This is a genomic window from Stenotrophomonas sp. MYb57 (assembly GCF_002966815.1).
GTDB classification, from domain to species: Bacteria; Pseudomonadota; Gammaproteobacteria; order Xanthomonadales; family Xanthomonadaceae; genus Stenotrophomonas; species Stenotrophomonas indicatrix.
This window is the reverse complement of sequence record NZ_CP023271.1, coordinates 1,686,641-1,708,696: the sequence shown is the minus strand read 5'-3', so window position 1 is coordinate 1,708,696 and position 22,056 is coordinate 1,686,641. Positions and strand designations below refer to the sequence as shown.

The following is a 22,056-nucleotide window of genomic DNA, read 5'->3' as shown; positions in this document are numbered from 1 at the left end:
GCCGGCACTACCGGGTTCAGCGGCGCCTGCCGGCCGACGGCCGGCATCACCTTGGTCAGCCGTTACGCAGCGCGTGTACCGCGGGGGCCACCTGGGCCTGGCGGTCGAGCTCCAGGCCTACCTGCTCCAGCGCATCGGCCAGTGCATCGGCATCATCATCACGCAGGGTGGCGTGACCCACCTTGCGGCCGTCACGCGATTCCTTGCCGTAATCGTGCCAATGGCCACTGGCCTGCTGCAGCACCGGCGTCGGGTCGGGCATTGCCCCCAGCCAGTTCAGCATGCAGGCATGGCCGAGCATGCGGGTACTGCCCAGCGGCAGGCCGAGCACCGCACGCAGGTGGTTCTCGAACTGGGAGGTTTCGCTGCCTTCGATGGTCCAGTGCCCGGAATTGTGCACGCGCGGTGCCATCTCGTTGGCCAGCAGTTCACCGTCGCGGCAGAACAGTTCCAGCGCGAACACACCCACGTACTGCAGGTGTTCGGCAACACGGCGGGCATAGCCGATCGCTGCTTCGTGCTCGGCAGCGGACAGCACCGCCGGTGCGACGCTGGCCGACAGCACGCCGTCGACATGCCAGTTGCCGGTGACCGGCCAGGCCTGGAAGCTGCCATCGCGGCCGCGCACGGCAACCACGCTGACTTCGCGCTGGAAGGCGACAAAGCCCTCGAGGATCAGGCCGGTGCGCTCGACCTGCGCGCCCAGAGCCTGCCATGCCGCATCGATGTCCGCTTCGCTGCGCAGGCGGAACTGACCCTTGCCGTCGTAGCCCAGGCGGCGGGTCTTGAGGATGCACGGCAGGCCGAATTCGGCGGCCCTGGCAGCCAGCTCGTCGCGGCTGCGGATATCGGCGAAGGCCGGCAGCGGAATGCCCAGCTGCTGGAACAGGGTCTTCTCGCTCAACCGGTCCTGGGCCACCGCCAGCGCCGACGGCGGCGGGTAGACCGGCACACGGTCGGCCAGCCATTGCGCGCTGTCTGCCGGCACGTTCTCGAAATCGAAGGTGATCACATCGACTTTGGCGGCGAAGTCCGCCAGTGCCTGGCGATCATCGAAGGCACCCACGGTGAGCGGTGCCAGCGGGCCACTGCAGGCGTCGGCCGCCGGATCATACAGTTCGAAGCGCAGTCCCAGCGGCGCACCGGCCAGGACCATCATGCGGGCGAGCTGGCCGCCGCCGAGGATGCCGACGGTCAGGCTCATTGGCGCGGATCGTCGTGGGCCATCACGTCTTCGGTCTGGCGCGCGCGGAAGCTGTCCAGCGCCTGGCCGATGGCCGGCTGGTCGCTGGCCAGCATCGCGGCGGCAAACAGTGCGGCATTGGACGCACCGGCATTGCCGATGGCGAAGGTGGCGACCGGGATGCCGGCCGGCATCTGCACGATCGACAGCAGCGAATCCATGCCGTTGAGGGCCTTGGACTGCACCGGCACGCCCAGCACCGGCACCGCGGTCTTGGCCGCGATCATGCCCGGCAGATGCGCGGCACCGCCGGCGCCGGCGATGATCGCGCGCAGCCCGCGCGAACCGGCCTGCTCGGCATAACTGAACAACACATCCGGCGTCCGATGCGCGGACACCACCTTCACTTCGAACGGAACACCCAGAGCTTCAAGCTTCTGGGCGGCGTGCTGCATGGTTTCCCAGTCGGAGCGGGAACCCATGACGATGCCGACAAGCGGCGCGATCGGGTTGGGGGTCATTGGCCGTCACCTGCCTTAAAGACGTATTCTAGCCATCTTCCACGCAAGACGAAGAACCATGGATCGCAAGCTGCTCGACCTGCTGGTATCGCCCGACACCCGCCAGCCCCTGTCCCTGCTGGATGGCAAGGGCCTGGAAGCCCTCAACCGGGCGATCGCCACCGGTTCCGTCAACCGCGCCGATGGCAACCCGCTGACGCAGCCGCTGCGCGAAGCCCTGGTCACCCGCGACCGCAAGCAGGTGTTCCGCGTCGACGACGGCATCCCGGTGCTGCTGGCCGAAGAAGCCATCCCGACCGCACAGATCGCCGACTTCCCGGCCGCATGAGCGCGCTGCCGACGCCGGATCCAGCCGTCGTCGCGGCCGATGTCGCCCGCGCGTTGGCCGAGGACCTGGGCAGCGGTGACGTCACCGCCGCCCTGCTGCCCGATCAGCCCGACAGCGCCTACCTGCTGTGCAAGCAGGATGCGGTGATCGCGGGCCGTGCGTGGTTCGATGCCACCCATCGCGCACTCGATGCGGACGTACAGATCGAGTGGCGGGTGGCCGAAGGCGACAGCGTCAGCGCCGGCACCGTGCTGGCCCTGCTGCATGGGCGCAGCCGCAGCCTGGTCAGCGCCGAACGCACTTCGCTGAATTTCCTGCAGACCCTGTCCGGCACTGCCACCACCACGGCCCGCTACGTGGCTGCGGTGGAAGGTACAGGCACGCGCATCCTTGATACCCGCAAGACCCTGCCCGGCCTGCGCCTGGCGCAGAAATACGCGGTGCGGTGCGGGGGTGGCGACAACCACCGCTTCGGCCTGTACGACACGGTGATGCTGAAGGAGAACCACATCCGCGCGGCCGGTTCACTGGCTGCCGCTGTGTCGGCCGCCCGCCAGCAATGGCCACAGCTGCCGTTGGTGGTCGAGGTCGAGGACCTGGAACAGCTGCGGCAGGCGCTGGAAGCCGGCTGTGAACGCATCCTCCTGGACGACTTCAGCCCGGAACTGCGGCGCGAAGCGGTGCGCATCACCGAAGGCCGCATTCCACTGGAGGTGTCCGGCAGCGTCGGCCTCGGCGGCCTGCGCTCGATCGCCGAAGATGGCGTGGACTGCATTTCCATCGGCGGCCTGACCAAACACGTGCAGGCAATCGACCTGTCGTTGAAACTGGGTCCGCCACCGGGTTGAGGGTGGATTCGCGGATCGTGATGTTGCCGGCCAGCGGCCGGCACTACCGTTCTCACACCCGGCGTTCACAACGGCGCTGCGACGCTGCGGCCATCCCCCACAGGAGCCGCGCATGCGCCGGATGCTCTTGCCTGCCTGCCTGCTGCTGGCCGCGACGCCTTTCTCGGCCGCCGCTGTCGAAGCCTGCGATGTCCCACCGCGTTTCGGCCTGAGCCCATTGGCGGTCGCCATCCGCAACACCGCCTGCAACGAACATCGGCTCTGGTATCGCCCCTTCATCGACCGTGACGGCCGCGCCGCCAGCCTCAGTGTCACCGAGGCCGAAGGCGATCATCTGGCCGACAACGGCCTGATCGCCTGGCAACGGGTCACCGGCTACTGGCGCGAAAGCGGCACGCTCAACGCGCTGGGCAGCCAGCCCGGCGCCAGCAGCTGCCTGGCGCCGCTGGGCACGCGTTACACCGACAGCGATTGCCGCGCCTTCCTGATCGACAATCCGTGGTCGGCGGCCTTCATTTCCTGGGTGATGGTGCGTGCCGGCGTACCCGGCTTCAGTACTTCCCCACGCCATATCGACTACATCCGCGCCGCCTACCAGGCAGGCCCTTCCGGCGTGCCCTACCGCCTGGTGGACCCGGCCACCGCCAAGCCTGCGCCGGGCGATCTGCTGTGCTTCCTGCGCGACCGCAGCAGCACGCTCAGTTACAGCGGATTGGTGCAGGCCCTGGGCAACGGCTCGGTCGGCCATTGGAAATCGCATTGCGAAGTGGTGGTGGCAGCCAACCTCGGTGGCGACCAGACGCTCTACCTGGTGGGCGGCAATGTCATGAACACCGTGGCGATGCGCCTGCTGCAACTGGATCGCACCGGCACGATCAAGCTGCCGCCGCCGCGCGAGCGCGACACAACCGGCATCGACCCGACCTGCACACCGGGCCGTGAGGACGAATGCAGCTTCAACCGGCAGGATTGGGCCGCGCTGCTGCAGTTGAATGCCACTGCGCCGCGGGTCGCACCGCTTCCGCCGGCGATACCCGCTGCGCCGACACCGGTGCCGCTGCAGCCGACAACGGAGCCTGGCAACAATCGCTGAGCAGATGCCGCTTGATCCGTTCGCCATTCGTCGCCATCTTTGGCGGATCGACACCTGACGGCTGATGCCATGCCCACCCTGCTGTTCCTGCTCATTGCCGGCGGTATCGTCTACTTCTTCTGGAACGCAGCGCGTTCGGCCGCCGAACGTGCGATCGAGCTGGGCCGCAACGCCTGCCGTGCCGCTGATGTGCAGTGGCTGGACCAGGCGGTGCACGCCACGGGCCTGCGCCTGTCGCGCGGGGAAGACGGACGGCTCGGCTTCGAACGCACCTTCAAGTTCGAGTATTCCTACGACGGCATCGACCGCCATGTCGGCCGCATGGTGCTGCGCGGCGACCAGCTGGTTTCATTTACCGGCCCGGGCGCGGCACGGATCAGCCAGATCCGTGCGGACAACGAAGAGGCCGAGGATGTGTAGGGGCTGAAGGTGTGCCGACCAACGGTCGGCCCCACCATTACTTGACCACGCGCAGCGTCGGACGGCCTTTCGGCGGCGGACCAGCGGGCGGCGTGTCGTCCGGCGGCGTCTGCTCATCGTCGTGCAGCAGCTCATCACTGGCCGGCGCCGGCTCGCCACCGGGAATGTCATCCGGCAGGGCCATGCCCTGCCCGGTTTCGCGGGCATATACCGCCAGCACAGCGCTGATCGGCACCTGCACCGGATAGCTGGTGCCGGAGAAGCGCGCCGAGAAGCTCACCGACTCGTTGTCGATCACCAGCCGTACCACCGCGCGTTCGGCGATGTTGAGCACCACCCGGCCATCCTTGATGGCTGAAGGCGGAACCTGCACGCCGGGAACGCCGGCGTCGACCAGGATGTGCGGCGTCAGCTGGTTGTCATTGATCCATTCCACCAGGGCCCGCAACAGGTACGGTCGGTGGCTGGTCATGTGGAAGAAGTCTTCGGTCATGCGTGAAGTGTAGCGCCCGACGCCCCGGCCGGGGCGGATCGCCTGCACGCCGGTCGGCGTGCAGACGGGAAAGCGGATGGCGGATCAGCCCGGCAGATCGCGCAGTTTCTTTTCCTGATCGGTCAGGCTGCGGACGAACCCGGGGTGGCGGAAGATCCGGTTGCCATAGTCCTCGATCGCCTTGCCGTCCTTCGGCAACGGCACATCCAGCGACTGCAGGCGCCAGATGATCGGCGCCATCGCGCAGTCGGCCAGGCTCATTTCCGGGTTGAGGAAGAACTTGCTGGCCTTGAACAACGGCAGCGAGGCCGTCAACAGTTCCTTCAGCCGCTTGCGCCCTGCCTCGGCCTGGGTCTTGTTGCCCAGCTGGATCGCCTGCACCTGCGGCACCCAGTCGTGTTCGATACGCAGCATGGCCAGGCGGATGCGCGCGCGCGACAGCGGGTCGACCGGCATCAGCGGCGGATGCGGATAGCGCTCGTCCAGATACTCGCTGACCACCGACGCGGCATACAGCACCAGCTCGCGCTCGACCAGGGTCGGCACCGAGTGGTACGGATTGAGATCGATCAGATCTTCCGGCGGGTTCTGTGGATCCACCGGTACGAAGTCGAAACTCACGCCCTTGGCCGCCAACACCAGGCGCACACGGTGGCACAGTACATCGTCGTTCGAGGAAAACAGCGTCAGTGTATTGCGCATGCGTACGCTCGCCGCCATCAAAGGCTCTCCTACGACAGGAGACCGCCTGCCGTATCGGCGCCGCCAGCACCGTGCTGACGGTCGACTCCTCCCCGAGTGTGCAACCGACCATCACAAAAGCCAATAGGCCCGTTGCGATGGCCGGCCCTGGATCAGTGCACGTCCTTCCAGTATTCCTTCTTCAACAGGTACACCAGGAAGGTCAGCAGGGCCAGGAACAGGATCACCCAGACACCGAGCTGCTGCCGCTTCAGCGCGGCCGGCTCGCCGGCGTATTCAAGGAAGTTGGTGATGTCGCGCACGGCCTGGTCGTACTGCGCCGCATCGACCGAACCCGGGCGCTCGATGCGCAGGCCCGTCACCGGCGGGTCCATGCCCGCTGCTTCGGCCTTGCCATGTACCGCATGCTGCAGGCCCTGCATCTCCCACAACGGATTGGGCATGGATGCGTTGGCAAACAGCGCATTGTTCCAGCCCAGCGGGCGGCTGCTGTCCAGGTAGAACGACTTCAGGTAGGTGTAGATCCAGTCGCTGCCGCGCACCCGGGAAATCAGGCTCAGGTCCGGCGGCATCTTGCCGAACCACTTTTCGGCCTGCTCCTTGGGCATCGCCACCGGCACCGGATCGCCGATCGCCGAGCCGGTGAAGTTGAGGTTGTTCATCACCTCTTCCTCGCTCAGCCCCAGGTCCTCGCCCATCCGCGAATAGCGCAGGTACTTCAGTGCATGACAGCCACTGCAGTAGTTCATGTACAACTGGGCGCCGCGCTGCAGCGACGCCCGGTCACCCAGGTCGTTACCGGCCTGCAGGAGCTTGGTGCCGCCCTCGGCGGCCATGGCCAGGGTACTGCCCAGCATCAGGGCGGCCGCCAGGGCCAGCCGGACCATCCAGCGCTCAGTCATGCGTGGTCACCCTTTCCGGTACCGGCTTGGTCTTGTCCAGCCTTGTCCATATCGGCATGGTGATGAAGAAGGCGAAGTACAGGAAGGTCAGCACCCGCCCGACATAGGTCTCGTGTGCATCGGTACCAGGACCGGAACCGATCACCATCAGCCACGCAAAGCACACCACGAACATGCCCAGCAGGCCGCGCGACAGCCAGCCGCGGTAGCGGTAGGACTTGACCTTGGCCCGGTCCAGCCAGGGCACCAGGAACAGGATGGCGATGGCCGAGAACATCACGATCACGCCACCCAGTTTGTTCGGCACCACCCGCAACATCGCGTAGTACGGCGTGTAGTACCAGACCGGCTTGATGTGCTCGGGGGTGACCAGGCGATTGGCTTCGGTGAAGTTGTCGTGTTCCAGGAACAGGCCACCGAAGGCCGGTGCGAAGAAGATGATGAAGGCCGCGATGATCAGCAGGAAGCCCGCACCGACGCCGTCCTTGAGTGTGTAGTAGGGATGGAACGGGATGCCGTCGGTCGGCGCGTTCGGCGACCAGCGGTTGCCCTTCGGGCCCTTCTTGATCTCCACGCCATCGGGATTGTTCGATCCCACTTCATGCAGCGCGCCCAGGTGCAGCACCACCAGCAGCAGCAGGACCAGCGGCAGCGCGATCACGTGCAGTGCGAAGAACCGGTTGAGCGTGGCGTCGCTGGGCAGGTAATCGCCCATGATCCATTCGGTCAGGCCGTTGCCGATCACCGGAATGGCGCCGAACAGCGAGATGATCACCTTGGCGCCCCAGAACGACATCTGGCCCCACGGCAGCACGTAACCCATGAAGGCTTCGGCCATCAACACCAGGTAGATCAGCATGCCCAGGATCCACACCAGTTCGCGTGGCTTCTGGTAGCTGCCATACAGCAGCCCGCGGAACATGTGCAGGTAGACCACGATGAAGAACAGCGAGGCACCGGTGGAGTGCATGTAGCGGATCAGCCAGCCCCACTCCACGTCACGCATGATGTATTCGATGGAGGCGAATGCTTCGGCGGCATTCGTCTTGTAGTGCATTGTCAGGAAGATGCCGGTGACGATCTGGTTGACCAGCACCAGCAGCGCCAGCGAGCCGAAGTAGTACCAGATGTTGAAGTTCTTCGGCGCGTAGTACTCGCTGACGTGCTTGCGGTAGATCGGCATCAACCCCGGCGCGCGGGCATTGACCCAGTCGGCCACGCCGGTGGCGGTACGGCTGAGGATGTTGGACATCAGGCAGCCCCCTGCGGATCGACACCGATGATGATGGTGTTGTCGTCCTGGTAGTGGTGCGCGGGCACCTTCAGGTTGATGGGTGCGGGCACGTCCTTGAAGACGCGGCCGGACATGTCGAAGCGCGACTTGTGGCAGGGGCAGAAATAGCCGCCCTTCCATTGGGGGTCGTAGGGCTCGGGGCGGATTTCACCCACCATTTCCGGCGAACAGCCCAGGTGCGTGCAGAGACCGACCAGCACCGAGATCTCGGGCTTGATCGAGCGCAGCTCCGGGTTCTGCTTGAGCACGTACTCCGGCTGCTGGTCCTTCTCGCCGGACTCGGGGTCCTTCAAGCGGCCATCCAGCCCATGCAGCGCGTCAAGGATCGCCTTGGACCGTTTGACGATCCAGATCGGCTGGCCACGCCATTCCACGATCAGGCGTTGGCCTTCCTGCAGGGCGCTGATGTCGGCCACCACCGGTGCGCCGGCAAGCTTGGCGCGGGCACTGGGGTTCCAGGATTTGATGAAAGGAACTGCGGTGAATCCGACGCCGACGGCGCCCACCACGGCTGTGGTGGCAGTAAGAAAACGCCGACGTCCGGTGTTGACTGGATCGTGTACCCCATCGTTGGCCATCCGGCACTCCGATATTGATTAGGTAGCTTTAAGGCTGCCAGCGGTTCCGGTGGGGGCCAGAGCCGCATTGAATCTCGGTCGAGTGTAGCGGAACCGTTGCGCGCCACACAACGCATTGCAACAACATAGTTTGCGGGGTTGCCGGCCAGCGGCCGGCACTACCTGTTCAAAGGTGGGCCGACTGACAGTCGGCACCTACCTGTTAACGGTGGGCCGACCAACGATCGGCACCTACTGCTTGCTCAGCACCGTGCGATAGCGCTCGGCCAGCTGGCCGACCCGGCGCACGTAATACTGGGTCTCGCTGTAGGGCGGCACGCCGCGATGGCGATCGACCGCGCCCTCGCCCGCGTTGTAGCCGGCAGCGGCCAGGGTCAGGTCTCCATTGAAACGCTTCAACAGCCACGCCAGATACTGCACACCGCCACGGATGTTCTGCCCCGCGTCGTAGGAATCGCTGACGCCGAAGCGCGCGGCGGTGGGCGGCATCAGCTGCATCAGGCCCTGGGCGCCAGCACGGCTGAGTGCGGTCGGGTTGTAGGCCGACTCGGCATGGATGATCGCGCGTACCACGGCCTCTTCCACCCCGAATTCGCGTGCGGCCGCGGTGATCTCGCTCTGGAAGGCCGTGGTGTTCAGGCGCACGCTGCCGAAATCGACGCGCGGATTGACCCCACAGGCGTAACAGCGCTCCATGAAACTGTAGCGGATGGTCCGCACCGGGCCGAGGTTGGCGACCTGGGTCGGGCGTGCGCTGGTGTAGTGGCGCACCCCGTCCTGCATGTACGAATAGACCTGTCCGCTGACCATCCTGCCGCCGCGTGGACTGGCCGGCGTAGAGGTCGTTGCGGGTGCCGGGATCGCTGCGACAGCGGGACTGGCCGCAGCGGCGGCGACCGCGACCGGATTACGCTCGGCGCTGGCCACCACTGCAGCAGGTGCCGCAGGTGCTGGTAGCGGCGCCGGCGCCGGCGTGGCAACGGGAGCGCGCGCTGCCCTGCCCGCGCTGCGGGTGTAGCTGATGGTGCTGCATTGGGCACCGGCCACCCGCTTGCTGACATAGCTGGTGACACCGTCGGCGCCGAGGCACTTGTACAGGGTACCGGCGCTGGCCGGCGCAGCGGTCAGCGCAGCGATGATGATCGCCGTTATCCCCAGTCTCCCCTTCATGGCCGCGAGTGTCCCAGCTTCGCTGCGGCTTGCCAAGGGCGCCGGCTCAGACCGTGACGGCGGGCACGGCCAGGACCTGGCCAAGCCCGGCCAGGCGCTGGGCCAGCTCCTCGCGCAGCTCGGCCGGCGTGGTCCACACCGCCACCGGCAGGCGATCCAGGCTGAGGATCTGCGCCAGCATCATGCCGCGGCTCTCCGCGCCCATCCGCAACAGGCAATGTTCTGGCCCGTCGGCCTCCAGCACACCGCACCAGGGCGGAATGCGCCCGGTCAGCTCCGCCTCGCTGCCGGCCAGGCGCAGGACGGCCTGCAGCGCGAACGGCGCCTGGCTGACCGCCTGCCGCACCATCACATCCGGTGGCGCCGGAGTGCGCCGATGCAGGCCAGGCTCTGGCAGCGAACGCACTGCGCCCATCCGGTCCACGCGCAGCGTGCGCCACTCCTGCCGCCCCAGGTCCCAGGCCAGCAGATACCAGCGCCGTCCGTAGTTGACCAGGTGCTGGGCCTCGACTTCGCGTTGCGTCACCGCGTCCTGCGCGCTGCGGTATTCGAAGGCCAGCCGCGCGGCCTGCCGGCAATGCTGGGCCAGTCGCCCGAGCAGGCGCGCGTCGGTGGACGGCAGGTCGGACAGGGTTGCGGTGGCGGCATGTACTTCGCCGGCCTGCTGGCGGCGACGCGCGGGCACCAGCGGGTCGAGCTTGGACAGCAGGCCGCGTGCGGTGTCGTCGATGCCGGACACCGTGGCCGACGCCGCGCGCAGGGCAATCGCCAGTGTGGTGGCCTCCTCCTCATCCAGCAGCATCGGCAGCACCGGCGCACCGGCGCCCAGCCGGTAGCCGCCACCTACACCGGCCGAGGCCTGTACCGGATACCCCAGCTCACGCAGGCGCTCGACATCGCGACGGATGCTGCGCCGGTCCACGCCCATGCGCTCGGCCAGCTCGGCGCCGGACCAGTGACGGCGGGCCTGCAGCAGGGAAATCAGGCGAAGCAGGCGATGGGCGGTATGGCGCATGACGGATCGCGGACAGAAGTCGTCCGCAATTGTGCCCCAGCATGGGCCCCACTTCACCACCACCTGCAGGGAGCAATGCCATGACGTCACGCCAGATCACCCTCTACCACGCCGCCCGTTCACGCTCGAGCGGCGCTGTCGCCCTGCTCGAAGCGCTGGGCGCCGACTACCGCATGCAGGTGCTGGACCTGAAGGCCGGTGCCAACCTGGCCCCGGCCTATCTGGCTATCAACCCGATGGGCAAGGTGCCGGCCATCGTCCACAACGGCGCCTTGGTGACCGAGCAGGTGGCGATCTACCTGTACCTGGCCGACCTGTACCCGGAAGCCGGGCTGGCACCGCCGATCGGCGACGCCCTGCGCGGCCCTTACCTGCGCTGGATGGCCTTCTATGGCGCCTGTTTCGAGCCGGCGATGATCGACCGGGCGATGCGCCGCGATCCGCCGCCGCATGCGATGTCGCCCTACAACGATGCCGATACGGTGCTGCAGGTGATCGAAGCGCAGCTGGCGCAGGGACCGTACCTGCTGGGCGAGGTGATGAGTGCGGCCGACGTGCTGTGGGGCAATGCGCTGGCATGGACCAGTGCGTTCGGCCTGGTGCAGCCAGCACCGGCGACGGCCGCCTACATCGAAAGGATGAGCGCGATGACCGCGTTTGATCGTTCGCGGCAGATCGATGCGGAGCTGATCGCGGCGTAAGAGCACTCGCCGGGCACGGGCCCGGCGCTACAGAACGGGACGGGATGCAGGTAGCGCGGGGCCATGCCCCGCGAGCGCCCAGCGCGGCGCCGCCGGCGTTGCGCCGGGCGCACGCCCTGGGATGCGGGTAGAATCGCCCCCTTTCCCGCCACCCGAATGGATTAAGCGCCATGACCGGGACGCCAGACGTCTTTCCGCCCGCCGCCCAGGGCGGCACTCCGCTCGTTGCCCTGCCCTCTGGTCCGCGCAAGCCCGACCAGGTGAAGGGCAAGCTGTACATCAAGACCCACGGTTGCCAGATGAACGAGTACGACTCGGCCAAGATGGCCGACGTGCTCGCCGCCAGCGATGGCCTGGAACTGACCGATCGCCCGGAAGACGCCGACGTCATCCTGGTCAATACCTGCTCGATCCGCGAAAAGGCGCAGGAGAAGGTGTTCAGCCAGCTGGGCATCTGGAAGAGCCTGAAGAACCAGGGCCGCGAGGTCATCATCGGCGTAGGCGGTTGCGTGGCGTCGCAGGAAGGCGAGGCGATCATCAAGCGTGCGCCGTTCGTCGACCTGGTGTTCGGCCCGCAGACACTGCACCGCCTGCCGGAACTGATCCGCGCCCGTCGCGAGCAGCAGCGCCCGCAGGTGGACATCAGCTTCCCGGAAATCGAGAAGTTCGATCGCATGCCCGAACCGCGTGCTGATGGCGCATCGGCGTTCGTGTCGATCATGGAAGGCTGCTCCAAGTACTGTTCGTTCTGCGTGGTGCCCTACACGCGTGGCACCGAAGTCAGCCGCCCGTTCGAAGACGTGGTGGTGGAAGTGGCACAGCTTGCGACACAGGGCGTGCGCGAGATCAACCTGCTCGGCCAGAACGTCAACGCCTACCGTGGCCCCTATGGTGACGGCGAGCTCGCCGACCTGGGCCTGCTGATCCGCACCATCGCCGAGATCGACGGCATCGGTCGCATCCGCTTCACCACCTCGCATCCGCTGGAGTTCAGCGATTCGTTGATCGACGCGTTCCGCGACGTGCCGCAGCTGGCCAACTTCCTGCACCTGCCGGTGCAGGCAGGCAGCGACCGCGTGCTGTCAGCGATGAAGCGCGGTTATACCGCACTGGAATTCAAGTCGAAGATCCGCAAGCTGCGTGCAGTGCGCCCCGATATCTCGATCAGTTCGGACTTCATCGTCGGTTTTCCTGGCGAGACGGATGCTGATTTCGAGAAGACCATGAAGCTGATCGAGGATATCGGCTTCGACCACAGCTTTTCCTTCATCTATTCGCGTCGCCCGGGCACGCCGGCTGCAGATCTGGAAGACACGATCAGCGACGCGGAAAAGCATGCGCGCCTGTCGCGGCTGCAGGAACGGATCAACGCGCATGCCGCGCAGATCTCCGAAAAGATGGTCGGCAGCGTACAGACCGTGCTGGTGGAAGGCCCCTCGCGCAAGAACCCCAACGAGCTGACCGGCAAGACCGAGAACATGCGTTCGGTGAACTTCCCGGCGCACCCGCGCCTGATCGGCCAGTTCGTGGACGTGGTGATCACGGAAGCGATGACCAACTCGCTGCGCGGGCGCGTGGTGACGGAATAAGGTGTGCCGACCAACGGTCGGCACCCACCGAGGAATTGAGGCGTGCCGACCAACGGTCGGCACCCACCGAGGAATTGAGGAGTGCCGACCAACGGTCGGCACCCACCGAGGGAATAAGGTGTGCCGACCAACGGTCGGCACCCACCGAGGGATTGAGGCGTGCCGACCAACGGTCGGCACCCACCGCAATTGATGCCGGCCAGCGGTCGGCACCTACCGGGGTGGATGCCGACCGTTGGTCGGCGTGCTTCAATCCAGGCGTTTGCGGAAGCGCAGGATGGCCAGGGTCATCATCGCCACGATGAACACCAGCAGCGCCAGCGCGTCCGGCCACAGCTCCCACAGCGAAGCCCCGCGCAGCATGATGCCGCGTACCAGGCGCAGGAAATGGGTCAGCGGCAATACTTCAGCCAGCCACTGCACCGGCCGGGGCATGCCGGCGAACGGGAACATGAAGCCCGACAGCAGGATGGAGGGCAGGAACAGGAACAGGGTCATCTGCATGGCCTGGAACTGCGAACGCGCCCGGGTTGAAATCAACAGGCCCAGCGCCAGGTTGGCCAGCACCAGCAGCACGGCGGCAAGATAGACATCCAGCAGGCTGCCGCGGATCGGGACCTCGAACAACCACGTGCCCAGCAGCAGCACCAGGGTGGTCTGCAGCAGACCGATCGCTGCGTATGGCAATACCTTGCCGACCATCAGTTCGCTGCGCGATACCGGCGTGGCGATCAGCAGCTCCATGTTGCCGCGTTCGCGCTCGCGTACCACCGCCACTGCAGTGAACATCACCAGGGTCATGGTCAGGATCACTCCGATCAGGCCGGGCACGATGTTCACCGCTGACCGTCGTTGCGGGTTATAGAAGCTGATGACACTCACCGGCCCGCCGGCGATGCTGCCCTCGCGCAGCGGCCGTGTGTTGCTGGTCGGCCGCGTGTCCAGCGGTACCTGCGCCAACTGGATCGCCGCACTCTGCACCACCGTGTCGCTGCCATCGACCAGTACCTGCACCGCTTCGCGGCCTTCGTAGCGGCGTCGTTCGAAATCGGCGGGAATCACGATACCCACGCTGATCCGGCCCCGTCGCAACGCCTCCATCAGCTGGTCGGGCGTATAGGCCTGTGCGCGCGGGGCGATCACACCGGTGGCGACCATGTCCTGCACCAGCGCGCGAGAAGCCGCACTGTTGGCCTGGTCGGCGATGCCGGCATCCAGGTGCCGCAGGTTGAGGTTGATCGCATAGCCGAACAGCAGCAGCTGCATCACCGGGATGCCGATGATCATCGCCAGGGTGATCCGGTCGCGGCGCAGCTGGCGCAGCTCCTTGAGCATGATCGCCCACAGCCGTCGCAGGCTCATGCCGCCGGCTCCCGGCCGCGGCCACGGGTAGCGGAAACGAAGACGTCTTCCAGGTTGGGCGCCACCGGTTCGATGCTGGCCTGCGGATCGGCGGTGGCAAGGGCCTGCGCCAGCACGGCGGTATCGGCCGCGCCCTCACTGCACAGCACACGCAGCTCGGTGCCGATCTGCGCCACGCTGAGCACGCCCGGCAGCGCCGCCAGCGCGCGGCTGGCCTGCCGGGGTTGCGCGGTGGTGACGGCCAGGGTGCGACCCTGCAGCTGCGCGCACAGTTCGGCCGGCGTGCCATCGGCTACCAGGGCACCGCGATCAAGGATCGCCAGCCGGTGGCAGCGTTCGGCCTCGTCCATGTAGTGGGTGGACACCAGCACCGTGGTGCCGGCATCGGCGAGTTCGAACAGCGCCTCCCAGAAGTCGCGACGCGACTCGGGATCGACCGCACTGGTCGGCTCATCCAGGAACAGCAGTTCCGGCGCATGGATCACCGCACCGGCCAGCGCCAGCCGCTGCTTCTGCCCACCACTGAGGGTGCCGGCCAACTGCACCTGGCGGTCCTGCAGGCGATACTGCAGCAGCAGCGCATCGACCCGTTGCCGCGCCTGCGCGCGTGGCAGATCCTGGATGGCGGCAAGGAATTCCAGGTTCTCCCGCACCGACAGGTCTTCGTACAACGAAAAACGCTGGGTCATGTAGCCGATGCGGCGGCGCAACGCCTCGGCCTGCGCCGGGATCGCCAGGCCCAGCACGTCGATCTCGCCCGCGCTCGGCTCAAGCAGCCCGCACAGCATGCGGATGGTGGTCGATTTGCCCGAGCCGTTCGGGCCGAGGAAACCGTATACCTGCCCACGCGGCACCTGCAGATCGACGTTGTCCACCGCCAGCAGGTCGCCGAAACGGCGGCTCAGGCCCCGCGCACGCACGGCGATGTCATCGACCGGGTTCAGAAGCGCACCTGCACCGGCAGCCCGGCGGGCAGCGCCTGCATGTCGGCACTGTCGTCGATCTCGATCTCGGCCAGGTAGCTCAACCGCGAGACGTCATCACCAGTCAACGCGTAATAGGGGGTAAAGGAAGGTTCGCTGCGGATCGACCGCACATGCCCTTTCAGTACGGTGTTGGCGCCGTCCAGCTGCACCAGCGCGGCCTGCCCGACCTTCACCTGCAGGCGCAACGGCTGCGGCAGGTACACGCGTGCATACGGCCGTTCGCCCACCAGCATCACCACCAACGGTGCACCGATCGGTGCCTGGTCGCCTTGCCTGTAGGGCAACGCATCGACCACGCCATCGCGCGGCGCGCGCAGCTGCAGCTTCTGCAGGTTGACGGCCTGCACGACCTCCTGTGCCTGTGTCGCCCTGGAGGCGGCCTGGCCCTGGGCGATGTCCTCACGACGGTTGCCGCGCTGCAGCTGCAGCCACGCCTGTTCGGCAGCACGCACGCTGGCCACGGCGTTGTCGGCGGCCGCGCGGGCCCGGTCCAGATCAGCGGCAGCCACCAACCGCTGACGGGCCAGCGGTTGCACCCGGCGGTAGTAAGCGGTGGCTTCCGCCGCCTGCGCGCGCAGCGCGGTGAGCTGTGCCTGCGCCTGGGCGATCTGCTCCGCACGCGGGCCCACCTGCAGTTCCTCGAGCTGTGCCTGCGCGCGGGCCGTTTCGGCCTGTGCGGCGTCGAGCTGGGCTGCGCCACGGACAGGGTCCAGGCGCATCAGCAGCGCGCCCGCCTTGACCGCCTGCCCCTCGCGCACGTCAACGGTACTGATCACTTCAGCCGCCGGTGCGGGCACGCTGATCCGGTCCCATTCAAGCGTACCCAGTGCTGCTGGTGGTGCTTCGCCGCACCCCGCCAGCAGGCAGCTGCCCAGCAACCCCATCCTGCGCACCCACGTGCCCACGGCCATGCGCCACCTCCTGCGATGGCGCCACGGTGCCATGCCCCCTGTGCACCCGCAATGATCCAGATCAGCGCTGGCCAATAATTGATCAGTCGCTGCCAAGGCCACTGCCGCAAGGCTCGCTGCCACCTATCCACAGGTTCGTGGCAACACCGTCCACACCGCATGTGGAAAACCCTGCAGGCACTGGCACAATTTTCACCACGGCATCATCTTCCTTGTGGCACAAGCCCTGCGAAGGTCTATCCACAGGTTTCTTCGGCGCCGGTCCACACCCGGTGTGGAGAACTGTCGTCATGCCGGCTTGCGCGTTACCCTTGTCGTCCCTGACTCCATCGCGGTGGACGGCGACCCCGCCCCACCCCAAGCAATGAAAAGCATCGAGCATCGAGACTTCACCCTGTCGCCGGAAGACAACGCGCAGCTGGCCAACCTGTGCGGCCCGTTCGACGGCCACCTTCGCCAGATCGAACTGAAGCTTGGCGTGGAAATCGCCAACCGCGGCTTCGTGTTCCGCATCAGCGGCCCGGCCGAGGCCAGCGCCGAGGCGCAGAAACTGATCGAGGCGCTGTACGAAGAAGCCGCCGAGACCACCTTCGACAACCACGCCATTCACCTGCGGCTGAACGCGGCCAACATCGAACAGATCGCCGACCGCTCCTATGAAGCGCAGGACGTGGCGATCAAGGTCAAGCGCGGAACCGTGCGCGGGCGGGGTTCCAACCAGAGCCGCTACCTGCACCAGATCGTCAGCCACGACATCAACTTCGGCATCGGCCCGGCCGGTACCGGCAAGACCTTCCTGGCCGTGGCCAGCGCGGTGGAAGCACTGAACGAATCACGCGTACAGCGCCTGATCCTGGTGCGTCCGGCGGTCGAGGCCGGCGAGAAGCTGGGCTTCCTGCCCGGCGACCTGAGCCAGAAGGTCGACCCGTACCTGCGCCCACTGTACGACGCCCTGTATGAAATGCTGGGCGTGGAAAAGGTGCTCAAGCTGCTGGAAAAGAACGTCATCGAGATCGCGCCGCTGGCCTACATGCGCGGCCGCACGCTCAACGATGCGTTCGTGATCCTGGACGAAGCGCAGAACACCACCATCGAACAGATGAAGATGTTCCTGACCCGCCTGGGCTTCGGTTCCACCGCCGTGGTCACCGGCGACCTGACCCAGACCGACCTGCCCAAGCACGTGAAGTCCGGCCTGCGCGATGCGATCGACGTGCTGCGCGACGTGGAGGGCGTCAGCTTCACCTTCTTCGAAGCCCGCGACGTGGTCCGCCACCCGCTGGTGGCGCGCATCGTCAGTGCCTACGACCGCCGCGACCTGCATGAGATCCAACCTGGAGCGACTCCATGACCCGTGGTCCCGTACGACTGGATGTCGCCGTCAACTACGCCCTGCCCCGTGCCGGGCTGCCCTCGGCCGTCAGCTTCCGCAAGTGGGTGGCGGCTGCGCTGAAGGGCCGCATCCGCGAGGCCGACCTGGCCATCCGCGTGGTCGACAGCAAGGAAGGCCAGTCGTTGAACCGGCACTACCGGGGCAAGGACTACGCCACCAACGTGCTGAGCTTCCCGGCCGACGTGCCGGAAGGCCTGCCCAAGGGCGTCAAGTTCCCGCTGCTGGGCGACCTGGTGATCTGCGCACCGGTGGTGGCGCGTGAAGCCGGGGAGCAGGGCAAAGTGCTCAACGCCCACTACGCGCACCTGACCGTGCACGGCGTGCTGCACCTGCTTGGCTGGGACCACGAGGACGACAAGGAAGCCGAGGCGATGGAACAGCTGGAGCGCGAAATCCTGGCCGAGCTCGGCATCGACGACCCGTACGCGGGCGAGCGCTGAGCCGGGGACAGCGCTATCCTGCGCCTGCAACCTTCCCGGAGACATGGATGATGATGGGCGACATGGGGCCGCTGCTGGCCGGAGGTGCGATCTTCTCCCTGCTGCTGGTCGTGACCGCCAACGTGGTGCGCCGCGTCAGCGCCAACCACCCCGACGGCCGGCACTGGCTGCTGGGCACGCTGGCCCTGTTGTCGCCCACCAGCCTGCTGGCAGGCGTAGCCGTGGGTGTGGTCGGGCCGCACCTGCTCAGCGGCAATGGGCCGGTGAGCAGTACGTCGGCGATCTGGATGACCGCGATGGTGCTGATCCTGATCGGCGCGCTCTCCGCACCGGTGAGCTGGCGCGTGGTCCTGCAGCAGCGCCTCGGGCGCGCAAGCGGAAGCCTGCCGTTCTTTTACGCAACGCGTGCGCAGCTGTGGGCGCTGTTCCTGCTCGCTGTGGTGTACATGAGCACCATCCACCTGGCGAGCACGAATCTGCCGGAGTGGCTGCTGGAACCGGGTGCACTGCCGGTTGCGGTCCGCGCGGTGATGCAACTGGTCCACGTGGCACTGCTCTCGGCGATGCTGACCCTGCCGGCGATGGCGTTGCGCACTGTGGCCAATCGTTCGGTACGACGTGTGCGGGCGCTGCTGCACCGGACACCGCAGGGCTGACACCGCCCTTTGCAACGGGTGATGCTGCCTCGGGAGCACCAATGACCTTGATGTCCGCACTATTGCTCTCCACCCTGCTGCAGTCCGGGGCAGGCCTGATGCCCGATCCTGACCGGCCCTCACCGTTTCCCGCCAGTGACAGTGAGGCCGACATCAGTGCCAAGGTCGCCGAGCTGCGCGCTTTTTTCGGCAGCAGCGAGCAGGACACCCGCAACACCGTCGCCACCGCCCAGCAACGGGCGCTGATCGAGCGCCTGGAAGCCAGGCACGCGGCGCGGCTGGCGGGTATCTGGGTGGACAACGATCCGGGCTGGCATGTCGTGGTGCGACTGACCGGTGATGAACCGGTAGCAGATGAGGTACATGGCGGCGCAGATGGCCCGCAGTACGTGCACTTCCGCACCGGCGCTGCGCTGACGGAGGCGGAGATGCAGCGCCGCATGCGGGCGCAACACCCCTGGATCCGCAGTCAGATCCCGCACCTGGACGCTCTGGCGTTGGACGTCAGAACCGGCGAGCTGGTGCTGGATGTGGAAGAGGGCCATGAGTCCCGGGCAACGGTGACCACCGTTCGTGATCACCTGGAAGCGCAATTGGGCTTCCCGGTCAGGGTCCGCTGGCAGCCCGCCTCCAGTCAACGCTACCCACCCTGACCCACGCTCCCTGCTCGCCGCCCGCCTGCATCGTCGTTACCATGCACCGCTTCCATCCTGCCGACGGGGTGCTCCCGCCATGTCACCGCTGCGTCTCCTGCCCATGTTGCTGGTCGTCGCCCCAACCGCTTCCGCCGCGCCACTGGACCTGCCTGCGCTGATCGAATGCCGCCAGGGCGTGGCCGAGCACGCCGCGCTGGCACCGCTGCTGGCCGATCCGCTGAAGGCCGTGGCGCATGGCCTGCAGCCGCTGCCGCAGGGCAACCAGTTCATGAGCGAGTACCGCCTGGCCAGCCCGATCACCGTGTTCGGCCAGCAGACCGAGCGTGTGGCCGTGGCCGGCGCCAGCATCATGGCCGTGCTCGACCAGGCCGATCCGCGGCCGCTGGCCAAGCAGCTGGCCCTGGAGATCGGCTACGACCAGGACGGCAAGTTCATGGCCGGGCGCGAGCTGGTCAGCCGCGATGTGACCGACCCGAAGACCGGGGAGGCGCAGATCGAGTCGATCATCCTCAGCGTATCCACCGTCGCCAGTCACCCGGGCAGGACCCTGGCCGGCTGCACCTACAGCCTGGACCTGCCGGCCGAGGAAGAGGGCCCGGCCGCCACCGCCCCGGCGGCCGACGGTCACTGACAGGCCCCCACATCCTGCTAGACTTGGGTCATCGCCCGGCCTGCCGGGTGCCTTTTTTCCAGAGATGTCAGAAGACGACAGTAGTAGCTCCTCCGTGGAGCACAGTGAAAAGAAGCGCGGCTGGCTTGAACGCCTGACGTCTGCTTTTTCCGGCGAACCCCACACCCGCGACGAGCTGGTCGCTGTCCTGCACACCGCGCAGGAAGAAGGGTTGATCGCCGCAGATACCCTGAAGATGATGGAAGGTGCCATTTCGGTGGCCGAGCTGACCGTGGGCGACGTGATGATCTCGCGTTCGCAGATGGTCTCGCTGCCGGTCGAGGCGCCCTTCCTGGAGCTGATGAAGCAGGTGGTCGAGTCCGGCCATTCGCGCTTTCCGGTGCATGGCGAGAACAAGGACGACATCCTTGGCGTGTTGCTGGCCAAGGACCTGCTGCGCGGCGTGGTTGCCGACAACGGTCCGGGCAACGTGCGTGAACTGCTGCGCCCGGCGGTGCTGATTCCGGAAGCGAAGAAGCTCAACGTGCTGCTGAAGGAATTCCGCCTGTCGCGCAACCACATGGCGATCGTGGTGGACGAGTACGGCGGTGTCGCCGGCCTGGTCACCATCGAGGACGTGCTGGAGCAGATCGTCGGCGAGATCGACGACGAGCACGACGAAGCCGAGGACTTCTCGGCGCAGATCGCCATCCAGGCCGATGGCCAGTACGTCGTGGATGCACTGACGCCGATCGGCGATTTCAACGAGCGCTTCGGTGCCACCTTCTCCGATGAGGACTACGACACCATCGGTGGCCTGGTGACCGAAGCGGTGGGCCATCTGCCGGAAGTCGGTGACGAACTGGCGCTGGACCGTTTCATGTTCCGCGTAGCCCGCGCCGATGCGCGCCGGGTCCAGGCCTTCCATGTAACGGTGCTGGCACCGGACGCGCAGGACGACGCTTGAAGCACCGTGGCCTGATCCTGACGGTGTGGCTGGCACTTTGCGTGCTGGCCACGACCCTGCCACTGACCGCGTTCGCGCAGGCGGCGCCACCGGCCGTTTCGACGGCCAGTGATGCCCCTGCCCCGCGCGTCGGTGTGGTCACCATGCAGCCCGGCACCGTGTTCTTCGAGCGCTTCGGCCACGATGCCATCGTCGTGCTGGACCCGGTGAGCGGCGAGACGATCTCGTACAACTTCGGCTACTTCGATCCGTCCGAACAGGATTTCATCGGCCGCTTCGTGCGTGGCGACATGATGTATTACCTGGTGGCGCTGCCACTGCAGCAGGACCTGTCGTACTACGACGAGACCGGCCGCGGTGCCAGCGTGCAGTGGCTGGATATCACCCCTGACCAGGCACGCTCGCTGGCCGCCGACCTGGCCGAACGGGCCAAGCCGGAAAACGCGCGCTACCACTACGATTACTACACCGCCAACTGCGCGACGATGGTGCGCGACACGCTGGACAAGGCACTGGGCGGCGGGCTGCATTCACAGCTGTCGGGCCGTTCGCGTGGCAACACCTATCGCAGCGAGTCGGTACGGCTGGCGTCCCCGGCCCCGTGGATGTGGCTGGGCTTCGATATCGGCCTGGGCCCGTTTGCCGACCAGCCGCTGTCGCGCTGGCAGGAAGCCTTCGTGCCGATGCGCCTGGCCGATGCCCTGCGGCAGGCCCGCAACAGCGACGGCCGCCCGCTGGTGCAGTCCGAGCAGGAACTGCTGCCGCACCGCATCGATCCCGAACCGAAGGAATTCGCGCGCCACTGGTGGCCGTGGCTGCTGTGTGGCCTGGTGATTGCGGTGGGCGTGCTGGCGCTGCGCAGGCGTACGCGCCTGCTGGCCGGCCTGGCCTTGCCGCTATGGCTGCTGTGCACCATCGCCGGTGGCCTGCTGGTGTTCCTGTGGGGTTTCAGCACGCACTACGCTGCCTGGGCCAACCGCAACCTGCTGCTGCTGTCGCCGCTGTGCGTGCTGCTGTTGCCGGGGGCGATCAGCCTGCTGCGGCGGCGCGTGCCCGGCCGCATGTTCAGGATCGTGCTGTGGCTGGTAGCGGTGCAGGCGGTGGCTGCGCTGGTGCTGCACTGGCTGAGCCTGCAGGCGCAGTACAACGTGCAGTGGATCGTGCTGCTGCTGCCGGTCCACGCGGCGCTGGCCTGGGTGCTGGGGCGCCGTCCTCACTTGTCGGAAACGCAGCACTGA

At 66.8% G+C, this 22,056-nt stretch carries 25 protein-coding genes; 13 read left to right on the top strand and 12 right to left on the bottom strand.

The genetic code is table 11. The annotated features are described in order from the left end of the window. Positions 1-55: 55 nt before the first annotated feature. On the bottom strand, positions 56-1,204 hold the full coding sequence (locus CLM74_RS07800) for a 5-(carboxyamino)imidazole ribonucleotide synthase (protein WP_032975702.1): 1,149 nt from the start codon (positions 1,202-1,204) through the stop codon (positions 56-58). Next, positions 1,201-1,704, bottom strand: a complete 504-nt coding sequence (gene purE / locus CLM74_RS07795) for a 5-(carboxyamino)imidazole ribonucleotide mutase (RefSeq protein WP_025875268.1) — start codon at positions 1,702-1,704, stop codon at positions 1,201-1,203. The genes CLM74_RS07800 and purE overlap by 4 nt, the downstream gene beginning before the upstream one ends. 58 nt (positions 1,705-1,762) lie before the next feature. Between purE and CLM74_RS07790 the strand changes: the two genes are divergently transcribed. From CLM74_RS07790 to CLM74_RS07775, 4 genes are all read left to right on the top strand, one after another. Then, positions 1,763-2,032 (top strand): Trm112 family protein, encoded by a 270-nt coding sequence (locus CLM74_RS07790; protein WP_105163798.1) that lies wholly within the window; start codon positions 1,763-1,765, stop codon positions 2,030-2,032. Then, a complete protein-coding gene (gene nadC, locus CLM74_RS07785; RefSeq protein ID WP_032975701.1) occupies positions 2,029-2,880 on the top strand; it encodes a carboxylating nicotinate-nucleotide diphosphorylase in 852 nt (283 codons plus the stop codon). Before CLM74_RS07790 ends, nadC begins: the two co-directional genes overlap by 4 nt. Positions 2,881-2,992: 112 nt before the next feature. Then, positions 2,993-3,973 (top strand): DUF2272 domain-containing protein, encoded by a 981-nt coding sequence (locus CLM74_RS07780; RefSeq protein WP_105163797.1) that lies wholly within the window; start codon positions 2,993-2,995, stop codon positions 3,971-3,973. A 69-nt stretch (positions 3,974-4,042) separates the two neighbouring features. Further along, the gene (locus tag CLM74_RS07775) at positions 4,043-4,393 is read left to right on the top strand and encodes a DUF3301 domain-containing protein (RefSeq protein ID WP_025875275.1); all 351 of its coding nucleotides are present in this window, start codon (positions 4,043-4,045) and stop codon (positions 4,391-4,393) included. Between the two features lie 37 nt (positions 4,394-4,430). On the opposite strand, the gene CLM74_RS07770 is transcribed toward CLM74_RS07775, so the two are convergent. From CLM74_RS07770 to CLM74_RS07740, 7 genes are all read right to left on the bottom strand, one after another. Beyond that, positions 4,431-4,886 carry a ClpXP protease specificity-enhancing factor gene (locus tag CLM74_RS07770; protein WP_025875278.1) on the bottom strand — a complete coding sequence of 152 codons (456 nt, stop codon included), beginning with the start codon at positions 4,884-4,886 and terminating at the stop codon, positions 4,431-4,433. Positions 4,887-4,970: 84 nt separating this feature from the next. Beyond that, complete coding sequence (locus tag CLM74_RS07765; RefSeq protein WP_025875280.1) at positions 4,971-5,606, bottom strand: glutathione S-transferase N-terminal domain-containing protein; 636 nt, start codon at positions 5,604-5,606, stop codon at positions 4,971-4,973. Positions 5,607-5,740: 134 nt separating this feature from the next. Further along, complete coding sequence (locus CLM74_RS07760; protein ID WP_105163796.1) at positions 5,741-6,490, bottom strand: cytochrome c1; 750 nt, start codon at positions 6,488-6,490, stop codon at positions 5,741-5,743. Next, a complete protein-coding gene (locus CLM74_RS07755; protein ID WP_025875284.1) occupies positions 6,483-7,742 on the bottom strand; it encodes a cytochrome bc complex cytochrome b subunit in 1,260 nt (419 codons plus the stop codon). Before CLM74_RS07755 ends, CLM74_RS07760 begins: the two co-directional genes overlap by 8 nt. Further along, on the bottom strand, positions 7,742-8,362 hold the full coding sequence (gene petA / locus CLM74_RS07750; protein WP_025875286.1) for a ubiquinol-cytochrome c reductase iron-sulfur subunit: 621 nt from the start codon (positions 8,360-8,362) through the stop codon (positions 7,742-7,744). The genes CLM74_RS07755 and petA overlap by 1 nt, the downstream gene beginning before the upstream one ends. A gap of 231 nt (positions 8,363-8,593) precedes the next feature. Beyond that, positions 8,594-9,532, bottom strand: coding sequence for a lytic transglycosylase domain-containing protein (locus CLM74_RS07745; protein WP_105163795.1), 939 nt, complete (start codon positions 9,530-9,532; stop codon positions 8,594-8,596). 46 nt (positions 9,533-9,578) lie between these two features. Further along, entirely contained in the window at positions 9,579-10,547 is a 969-nt protein-coding gene (locus CLM74_RS07740) for a WYL domain-containing protein (protein WP_105163794.1), read from the bottom strand. 80 nt (positions 10,548-10,627) lie between these two features. Between CLM74_RS07740 and CLM74_RS07735 the strand changes: the two genes are divergently transcribed. Both CLM74_RS07735 and miaB read left to right on the top strand, forming a co-directional pair. Then, complete coding sequence (locus CLM74_RS07735) at positions 10,628-11,248, top strand: glutathione S-transferase family protein (RefSeq protein ID WP_105163793.1); 621 nt, start codon at positions 10,628-10,630, stop codon at positions 11,246-11,248. 170 nt (positions 11,249-11,418) lie between these two features. Next, positions 11,419-12,837: a tRNA (N6-isopentenyl adenosine(37)-C2)-methylthiotransferase MiaB gene (gene miaB / locus CLM74_RS07730; RefSeq protein ID WP_105163792.1), complete on the top strand. Its 1,419-nt coding sequence runs from the start codon at positions 11,419-11,421 to the stop codon at positions 12,835-12,837. A gap of 249 nt (positions 12,838-13,086) precedes the next feature. Here the strand turns inward: miaB and CLM74_RS07725 are convergent, their stop codons facing one another. Genes CLM74_RS07725 through CLM74_RS07715 form a run of 3 tightly spaced genes read right to left on the bottom strand, consistent with a single transcriptional unit; the run spans position 13,087 to position 16,096 of the window. Beyond that, on the bottom strand, positions 13,087-14,199 hold the full coding sequence (locus CLM74_RS07725; RefSeq protein ID WP_105163791.1) for an ABC transporter permease: 1,113 nt from the start codon (positions 14,197-14,199) through the stop codon (positions 13,087-13,089). Then, a complete protein-coding gene (locus CLM74_RS07720; protein ID WP_025875296.1) occupies positions 14,196-15,119 on the bottom strand; it encodes an ABC transporter ATP-binding protein in 924 nt (307 codons plus the stop codon). Before CLM74_RS07720 ends, CLM74_RS07725 begins: the two co-directional genes overlap by 4 nt. A 20-nt stretch (positions 15,120-15,139) precedes the next feature. Next, complete coding sequence (locus CLM74_RS07715; RefSeq protein ID WP_105163790.1) at positions 15,140-16,096, bottom strand: HlyD family efflux transporter periplasmic adaptor subunit; 957 nt, start codon at positions 16,094-16,096, stop codon at positions 15,140-15,142. Between the two features lie 364 nt (positions 16,097-16,460). On the opposite strand from CLM74_RS07715, the gene CLM74_RS07710 reads away from it, so the two are divergent. The 7 genes from CLM74_RS07710 (at position 16,461) to CLM74_RS07680 (ending at position 22,056) form a co-directional block, all read left to right on the top strand. Beyond that, the gene (locus CLM74_RS07710) at positions 16,461-17,447 is read left to right on the top strand and encodes a PhoH family protein (protein WP_025875300.1); all 987 of its coding nucleotides are present in this window, start codon (positions 16,461-16,463) and stop codon (positions 17,445-17,447) included. Then, the gene (gene ybeY / locus CLM74_RS07705) at positions 17,444-17,929 is read left to right on the top strand and encodes an rRNA maturation RNase YbeY (RefSeq protein WP_105163789.1); all 486 of its coding nucleotides are present in this window, start codon (positions 17,444-17,446) and stop codon (positions 17,927-17,929) included. Before CLM74_RS07710 ends, ybeY begins: the two co-directional genes overlap by 4 nt. A gap of 47 nt (positions 17,930-17,976) precedes the next feature. Beyond that, positions 17,977-18,585, top strand: coding sequence for a hypothetical protein (locus tag CLM74_RS07700; protein WP_105163788.1), 609 nt, complete (start codon positions 17,977-17,979; stop codon positions 18,583-18,585). A 41-nt stretch (positions 18,586-18,626) separates the two neighbouring features. Then, positions 18,627-19,238 (top strand): hypothetical protein, encoded by a 612-nt coding sequence (locus CLM74_RS07695; RefSeq protein ID WP_088100388.1) that lies wholly within the window; start codon positions 18,627-18,629, stop codon positions 19,236-19,238. Between the two features lie 79 nt (positions 19,239-19,317). Then, entirely contained in the window at positions 19,318-19,872 is a 555-nt protein-coding gene (locus tag CLM74_RS07690) for a hypothetical protein (RefSeq protein ID WP_105163787.1), read from the top strand. Positions 19,873-19,936: 64 nt separating this feature from the next. Next, complete coding sequence (locus CLM74_RS07685; protein WP_033830752.1) at positions 19,937-20,818, top strand: transporter associated domain-containing protein; 882 nt, start codon at positions 19,937-19,939, stop codon at positions 20,816-20,818. Beyond that, the gene (locus CLM74_RS07680) at positions 20,815-22,056 is read left to right on the top strand and encodes a DUF4105 domain-containing protein (RefSeq protein ID WP_105163786.1); all 1,242 of its coding nucleotides are present in this window, start codon (positions 20,815-20,817) and stop codon (positions 22,054-22,056) included. Before CLM74_RS07685 ends, CLM74_RS07680 begins: the two co-directional genes overlap by 4 nt.

What these genes read in the sequence shown, in the direction of transcription:
- CLM74_RS07800 (WP_032975702.1), bottom strand. Translation starts at nt 1,204, where the DNA reads ATGAGCCTGACCGTCGGCATCCTCGGCGGCGGCCAGCTCGCCCGCATG.
- purE (WP_025875268.1), bottom strand. Translation starts at nt 1,704, where the DNA reads ATGACCCCCAACCCGATCGCGCCGCTTGTCGGCATCGTCATGGGTTCC.
- CLM74_RS07790 (WP_105163798.1), top strand. Translation starts at nt 1,763, where the DNA reads ATGGATCGCAAGCTGCTCGACCTGCTGGTATCGCCCGACACCCGCCAG.
- nadC (WP_032975701.1), top strand. Translation starts at nt 2,029, where the DNA reads ATGAGCGCGCTGCCGACGCCGGATCCAGCCGTCGTCGCGGCCGATGTC.
- CLM74_RS07780 (WP_105163797.1), top strand. Translation starts at nt 2,993, where the DNA reads ATGCGCCGGATGCTCTTGCCTGCCTGCCTGCTGCTGGCCGCGACGCCT.
- CLM74_RS07775 (WP_025875275.1), top strand. Translation starts at nt 4,043, where the DNA reads ATGCCCACCCTGCTGTTCCTGCTCATTGCCGGCGGTATCGTCTACTTC.
- CLM74_RS07770 (WP_025875278.1), bottom strand. Translation starts at nt 4,886, where the DNA reads ATGACCGAAGACTTCTTCCACATGACCAGCCACCGACCGTACCTGTTG.
- CLM74_RS07765 (WP_025875280.1), bottom strand. Translation starts at nt 5,606, where the DNA reads ATGGCGGCGAGCGTACGCATGCGCAATACACTGACGCTGTTTTCCTCG.
- CLM74_RS07760 (WP_105163796.1), bottom strand. Translation starts at nt 6,490, where the DNA reads ATGACTGAGCGCTGGATGGTCCGGCTGGCCCTGGCGGCCGCCCTGATG.
- CLM74_RS07755 (WP_025875284.1), bottom strand. Translation starts at nt 7,742, where the DNA reads ATGTCCAACATCCTCAGCCGTACCGCCACCGGCGTGGCCGACTGGGTC.
- petA (WP_025875286.1), bottom strand. Translation starts at nt 8,362, where the DNA reads ATGGCCAACGATGGGGTACACGATCCAGTCAACACCGGACGTCGGCGT.
- CLM74_RS07745 (WP_105163795.1), bottom strand. Translation starts at nt 9,532, where the DNA reads ATGAAGGGGAGACTGGGGATAACGGCGATCATCATCGCTGCGCTGACC.
- CLM74_RS07740 (WP_105163794.1), bottom strand. Translation starts at nt 10,547, where the DNA reads ATGCGCCATACCGCCCATCGCCTGCTTCGCCTGATTTCCCTGCTGCAG.
- CLM74_RS07735 (WP_105163793.1), top strand. Translation starts at nt 10,628, where the DNA reads ATGACGTCACGCCAGATCACCCTCTACCACGCCGCCCGTTCACGCTCG.
- miaB (WP_105163792.1), top strand. Translation starts at nt 11,419, where the DNA reads ATGACCGGGACGCCAGACGTCTTTCCGCCCGCCGCCCAGGGCGGCACT.
- CLM74_RS07725 (WP_105163791.1), bottom strand. Translation starts at nt 14,199, where the DNA reads ATGAGCCTGCGACGGCTGTGGGCGATCATGCTCAAGGAGCTGCGCCAG.
- CLM74_RS07715 (WP_105163790.1), bottom strand. Translation starts at nt 16,096, where the DNA reads ATGGCCGTGGGCACGTGGGTGCGCAGGATGGGGTTGCTGGGCAGCTGC.
- CLM74_RS07710 (WP_025875300.1), top strand. Translation starts at nt 16,461, where the DNA reads ATGAAAAGCATCGAGCATCGAGACTTCACCCTGTCGCCGGAAGACAAC.
- ybeY (WP_105163789.1), top strand. Translation starts at nt 17,444, where the DNA reads ATGACCCGTGGTCCCGTACGACTGGATGTCGCCGTCAACTACGCCCTG.
- CLM74_RS07700 (WP_105163788.1), top strand. Translation starts at nt 17,977, where the DNA reads ATGATGATGGGCGACATGGGGCCGCTGCTGGCCGGAGGTGCGATCTTC.
- CLM74_RS07695 (WP_088100388.1), top strand. Translation starts at nt 18,627, where the DNA reads ATGACCTTGATGTCCGCACTATTGCTCTCCACCCTGCTGCAGTCCGGG.
- CLM74_RS07690 (WP_105163787.1), top strand. Translation starts at nt 19,318, where the DNA reads ATGTCACCGCTGCGTCTCCTGCCCATGTTGCTGGTCGTCGCCCCAACC.
- CLM74_RS07685 (WP_033830752.1), top strand. Translation starts at nt 19,937, where the DNA reads ATGTCAGAAGACGACAGTAGTAGCTCCTCCGTGGAGCACAGTGAAAAG.